This window comes from Mesorhizobium sp. M2A.F.Ca.ET.067.02.1.1 (assembly GCF_004023285.1).
In the GTDB taxonomy this organism is placed as follows: Bacteria; Pseudomonadota; Alphaproteobacteria; order Rhizobiales; family Rhizobiaceae; genus Mesorhizobium.
In genome coordinates, this window is record NZ_RZSB01000652.1 from 1 (window position 1) to 3432 (window position 3432).

At 65.0% G+C, this 3432-nt stretch carries 6 protein-coding genes; 1 reads left to right on the top strand and 5 read right to left on the bottom strand.

Translation table 11 applies throughout. The annotated features are described in order from the left end of the window. Positions 1 to 75: 75 nt before the first annotated feature. Both EOA28_RS29365 and EOA28_RS29370 read right to left on the bottom strand, forming a co-directional pair. Complete coding sequence (locus EOA28_RS29365) at positions 76 to 372, bottom strand: DUF1330 domain-containing protein (RefSeq protein ID WP_127251012.1); 297 nt, start codon at positions 370 to 372, stop codon at positions 76 to 78. A 33-nt stretch (positions 373 to 405) separates the two neighbouring features. Next, complete coding sequence (locus EOA28_RS29370) at positions 406 to 921, bottom strand: GNAT family N-acetyltransferase (RefSeq protein ID WP_245501620.1); 516 nt, start codon at positions 919 to 921, stop codon at positions 406 to 408. Between the two features lie 203 nt (positions 922 to 1124). Between EOA28_RS29370 and EOA28_RS29375 the strand changes: the two genes are divergently transcribed. Beyond that, positions 1125 to 1760, top strand: coding sequence for an ankyrin repeat domain-containing protein (locus tag EOA28_RS29375; protein ID WP_127251013.1), 636 nt, complete (start codon positions 1125 to 1127; stop codon positions 1758 to 1760). Between the two features lie 24 nt (positions 1761 to 1784). Here EOA28_RS29375 and EOA28_RS29380 read toward each other — a convergent pair whose 3' ends face one another. The 3 genes from EOA28_RS29380 to EOA28_RS29390 form a co-directional block, all read right to left on the bottom strand. After that, positions 1785 to 2081 (bottom strand): DUF1330 domain-containing protein, encoded by a 297-nt coding sequence (locus EOA28_RS29380; RefSeq protein ID WP_126083347.1) that lies wholly within the window; start codon positions 2079 to 2081, stop codon positions 1785 to 1787. 63 nt (positions 2082 to 2144) lie between these two features. Then, complete coding sequence (locus tag EOA28_RS29385) at positions 2145 to 2708, bottom strand: GNAT family N-acetyltransferase (protein ID WP_127253961.1); 564 nt, start codon at positions 2706 to 2708, stop codon at positions 2145 to 2147. A 62-nt stretch (positions 2709 to 2770) separates the two neighbouring features. Beyond that, positions 2771 to 3432: universal stress protein (locus tag EOA28_RS29390; protein WP_148670925.1), on the bottom strand; the 662-nt coding region annotated here is incomplete at its 5' end.

Genomic DNA, 3432 nt, shown 5'->3' on the forward strand with positions numbered 1-3432 from the left:
GCTGCAGATGGCGTGAACGAGGCGCTGTAGGTGCCAATCTCCCCTCAAACAAGGGGAGATTGCGCGTTCCAGCGCTTAAGCCGGCAACACTCCTTCGAGGGCGATAATGCGCGTGTGGGCGCAGCGGAAGCGGATTTGCTTCAGCCTCTCATACTCCGGTGAGTCGTACCACGCGGTCAGCGCAGCCATGTCGGGAAACTCGATTATGACCAGACGGTGCGGCTCCCAGTCGCCCTCGAGCACTCGCGTCGTGCCGCCGCGCGCGAGATAATGCCCGCCATAGCGAGCCTCGGTTGCCGGCACCTCCCGCCGGTACTCGTCGAACATGGCCATGTCAGTGACATCGACGTCTGCAATCAGATAAGCGGCCATCGAGCTCTCCCTCTCAGATCGTCTTCCACATCATCACGATCGGCACCGGCGCGCCGCCGGTGTCGTCGAAGATCCTCTTGCCCGGCTGGTAGCCGCATGCCCGGTAGAGCGGCTCTCCGGCCATCGTCGCGCCGAGCTCGACACGCCGGAAGCTTCCTTCCGCGCCACGTCCTCGCAAAGGGACAGGATGAGGCGGCCAACGCCGCGCCGCACGAAATCGGGATGCGTGTACATCGCCCTGACGCGCGCGGCGTCCCTGGCGGGATCGAGCAATGCCGCGCTGCGCCCGGGCGTCTTGTCGCCGCCGTACATGGTCGAGCGCCTGCTCCAGCCACCGCAGCCGGCGAGCGCTCCCGCGCAGGTCACGACAAAGTAGGTTCCGTCATCGATGAGCTGGGTGTCGAGGCCCATGATGGCGCGGCTGGATTCGATCTGGGCGTCATCGAGGAAGGGTTTTTGCAGCTCGGCGATCGCCAGCCCCATCAGCGCCGAAATCCGTTCGATGTCGTCGCGGGTCGCTGTCCGGTACTGCAACTCCTGGCCGGCCATTCGCGGAATGCCAAGCTCCTTTGGAAAGGGGCTATGTTATATTAGCATCCACTCAAATCAATGACCGAGCGGAGCCACGCGTTGGCTAGCGCGAAAATCCATTTGCCCGATGCCGGTTACTGTGGAACCTTCAGCCGGGGAAGCCGCAAACTGATGACTGCCGGCCTGCTGCCGGTACGAACCATGTTCCGGGGAACATTGCAGTGACGGCAAGCTTGGAAGCCGAAGACGCCAGAAATTGGTCCGACCTGCTGGTCGCAGCTGAGAAAGGCGACGCCGAGACCGTAAGTGCCGAACTCGCGGCCGGGGCGGACATCAACCAGACCGACGAAGGCGGCTGGTCTGCGCTGCATCTTGCCGCCCACAATGCCCGCATGGCAGTGCTCGAAGCCTTGATCGCGCGGCCGGCTATCGACGTCAATTCCAGGAACAAATGGAAGAGCACGCCTTTGAGCCTGGCCGCGGCCAAGGGTCACTACGACTGCATCCAGGCGCTGGTGCGACACCCTCAGATCGATATCGACACGCGCGCCGACTATTATGGCCGCACGGCGTTGATCGAAGCGGCACGGAACGGGCATCTCGATGCCGTCACGCTGCTGGTCGAGCATGGCGCGGACGTCAATGCGGCCGACAAGACAGGGCGAAACAGCGCCCTCATCGAAGCCATCAAGGGGCGGCACTTCGCGGTTGCGCAGTATCTGCTCGAGACCAGGAAGGTGAACTTCCTCAACAAGGACATGCGGCTCAACGCGCTGATCTGGGCCGGCAGCACCCGCAACGCCGAACTCATCGAGCAGCTGGACGAAGCGATCCACAGCTTCTTCGAAGGCAAGTGAACCGCAGCCGTCAGCCTTGGACCGTCAGGCAGGAGCCACTCCTTCGAGGGCGATGATGCGTGTGTGGGCGCAGCGGAAACGGATTTGCTTCAGCCTCTCATACTCCGGCGAGTCGTACCACGCGGTGATCGCGGCCATGTCGGGAAACTCGATAATGACCAGACGGTGCGGCTCCCAGTCGCCTTCAAGCACCCGCGTCGCACCGCCCCGCGCCAGATAGTGCCCGCCATAGCGGGCCTCGGTCGCCGGGACTTCGCGTCTGTACTCGTCGAACATGGCCATGTCGGTGATATCGACATCGGCAATCAGATAGGCGGCCATCGTCGTTCTCCCGTTCTGATCGTTCCTTCCCAGTATATATTAGCAAATAATCATATATATGCTTCAACCCCGCGCCGCCACTCTCTTCTCAACCACCCAGCGGTGCTTACCGATCTGGCGGTTGCGGCTGAAACCTTGGCGCTCGAACATCGCCAGCGTGCCGTTGTGCAGGAAGGCGCCGGCGACGGTGCGCCCTTGTGCGTCCTCAGGATAGCTTTCCACCGTGCCACCGCCGAGACGACCGATCTCGGCCAGTGCGCCGGCAAGGGCTGCCGCGGCCACGCCCTTGCCGCGAAAGGCCTTGTCGGAGAAGAAGCAGGTGATGCGCCAGTCGGGCAACACCGCCTGCCCATCCTCGTATGCGCGCAGGTGCTTGATGCGCGGCAGTTCGCCGGTCGGCCCGAACTGGCACCAGCCGACACAAGCCGAACCATCGAAGACGAGCGCGGCATGCGTGCTGCCTTCGCGCACCCGCGCCTCCTTTGCCTCGCGATTGCCCACCGCGCCCGAACCCTTGGCGTGGAACGCCATGCACCAGCAGCCGCCCCAAACGCCATTGTGCCGCTCGACCAGCGCGGCAAAATCCGGCCAGGTGGCCATGTCGAGAGGTTTTGTGCTGAAGCTCATCAACGCCTCCTTGCGCAGCAAGATAACCGATCCAGGCCGACTTTGAAGCGAGGGCTCTCCCTTCACCCGGTCCCCGCCCCCGTTCGCACGGCCTCGCGCTCACTCTCGTCGCGTTGCACCCGCTCGTCGGAGATCAGCACCACCGGACACGGGCCGCGCCGCAGGACGGCCGTCGTCGTCTCGCCGAAGATGAGTTCCTCGCCCTGCCGCCGCGATACGCCCATGACGATCAGCGACACGTTGCGGCCGGCCTGGCGGGCGATGGCGTCGGCGGCCGCGGCCCGGCTTCTGATGGCGGTCTCGATCTCGACGCCGTAGCGGTCTGCGAGCGCGACGATGTCCTGCAAAACCGCCTCGCGGCGGCGATGCGAGACGGTGTCGCGCGGCTCGTCGCGGCCCCCGCGCGCGACATAGAGCATCTTGACCGGCGCGCCGGTAACCGCCGCTATCGCGAGCGCCAGCTCGGCGCCCCGGCGGGCAACCGCCGTGCCGTTGACCGGCACCAGTATCTTGCCCGATCCGGGATCGAGTTTCGGCATCTGGCGACCGGCGCTCGCCGGCTTCAGCACCAGGCAGAGCGGCCCGTCGAAGGCGCCGGCGACTTCGTTCAGCCGGTGCGAGAAGCCGCCCTTGGCAGTGACGGCGCGGCCGAGGCCGACAAGCAGCATGCCGTAGCCCTTGCGCGCCTCGCTGGCGACCGCCTCGGCGGAAAGCACCTCATGCT

What these genes read in the sequence shown, in the direction of transcription:
- EOA28_RS29365 (WP_127251012.1), bottom strand. Translation starts at nt 372, where the DNA reads ATGGCCGCTTATCTGATTGCAGACGTCGATGTCACTGACATGGCCATG.
- EOA28_RS29385 (WP_127253961.1), bottom strand. Translation starts at nt 2,708, where the DNA reads ATGAGCTTCAGCACAAAACCTCTCGACATGGCCACCTGGCCGGATTTT.
- EOA28_RS29370 (WP_245501620.1), bottom strand. Translation starts at nt 921, where the DNA reads ATGGCCGGCCAGGAGTTGCAGTACCGGACAGCGACCCGCGACGACATC.
- EOA28_RS29380 (WP_126083347.1), bottom strand. Translation starts at nt 2,081, where the DNA reads ATGGCCGCCTATCTGATTGCCGATGTCGATATCACCGACATGGCCATG.